The organism is Endozoicomonas sp. SESOKO3, assembly GCF_024606255.1.
Map to the genome: position 1 here is coordinate 1 of NZ_JAHHPR010000743.1, position 1,145 is coordinate 1,145.

Sequence of the window (1,145 nt, forward strand, 5' to 3'; positions counted from 1 at the left end):
TTATCCTCAATTTTCTGCCGTCCTCGCTACGGGCGCTATTCTCGGTCAGGCTCCTGAGCGGATCTCCGTGATGAAGCAACCATGATAAGGAAAGTCTGCAAATTGACAAGGGGCAGGCTCTTTAATTGCGGAAATTGTTGACCGGTGAACCGCTCATATTCAGTCCCGGGTCGCCTCCCGCTGCCTGACCGTTTCAGTGGAAGATGTGTCCCAAGTGGAAAAACCACTGCTTCTGTGAATGTAGGAAGTGGAGTGCTCTTGCTGAAGTTCAGTGGTTTCGGCAAAGGTCGCGGTTCTGTCTCTCTTGGCCTCTTCTTCCTGCTCCATTTTTTCGAATCTTTCTTGCGCCATTTTTTGGCGTTCTTTATCTTCTTCTGTCTGGATAAACTCTGCTTGCCTCAAGTAAACGTAGAGACCGGTCAATGATAACTGCGAATAGAGCAGATTCATATCCATGTTAGATAGCGGGCGGTCAATAGCCCCGGCACCGACCAGTACACTGTTCACAGTATCGCTATCGTAGCCTTCCATAATGTCCCTGACCTCCTCCCAGTCCTCTTTGCCGGGTTTCCAGTCCCTGGCTTTCGGATCTTTCCGCCCGGGTTTGTTGAGCGCTTTGCCTAACTTTTTTTGTAACTCCCTCTCCTGCTCAGCATGCTCCGCCATGCTCGCACTCTGGGAATGACGGGCATAATCAATAAGGCCCTTACAAAACCTGCAGATGGCTACGACTCCCGAAATGCCACCTGCCGCAAGCATTGCTGCAGTAAAGAATGCCAATACGACTACTTCTTCCCGGTATTCAGGCTTGTTCGGTTGCTGAGCGGGTGTTGACGGAGTCACAGGCACCGCTTTGTCACCCTTCAGGATCCTGCGAACCTGCCGGTACCACTCAATACCATAATCTTTACTATCGGCTTCCATAAAAAGGGCGGAGAGGTCTTCCTGATGACGACGACGTTGGCTCTCTTTGTGCCAAAGGGTGGAATGGCTGTTAAACAGCTCAGTCAAAAAGGAAAGATAATGAATAAATGCAGGATCTCTGGCAATCTCCGGGTTCTGCTTTTGTTTGTCCACCTTGAAGCCAAGAGAACGAAGCGCCTTGCCACGGAGAAAAAGCTCCTGCATTTCTACCAGAATAAAGC

General features: G+C 50.1%; 1 protein-coding gene. It reads right to left on the reverse strand.

Features of this window, described 5'->3' with window-relative positions; genetic code table 11:
* Window positions 1-159: 159 nt before the first annotated feature.
* Window positions 160-1,145 (reverse strand): hypothetical protein (locus tag KDK18_RS13070; RefSeq protein WP_257255367.1); only part of this gene is annotated, 986 nt, incomplete at its 5' end.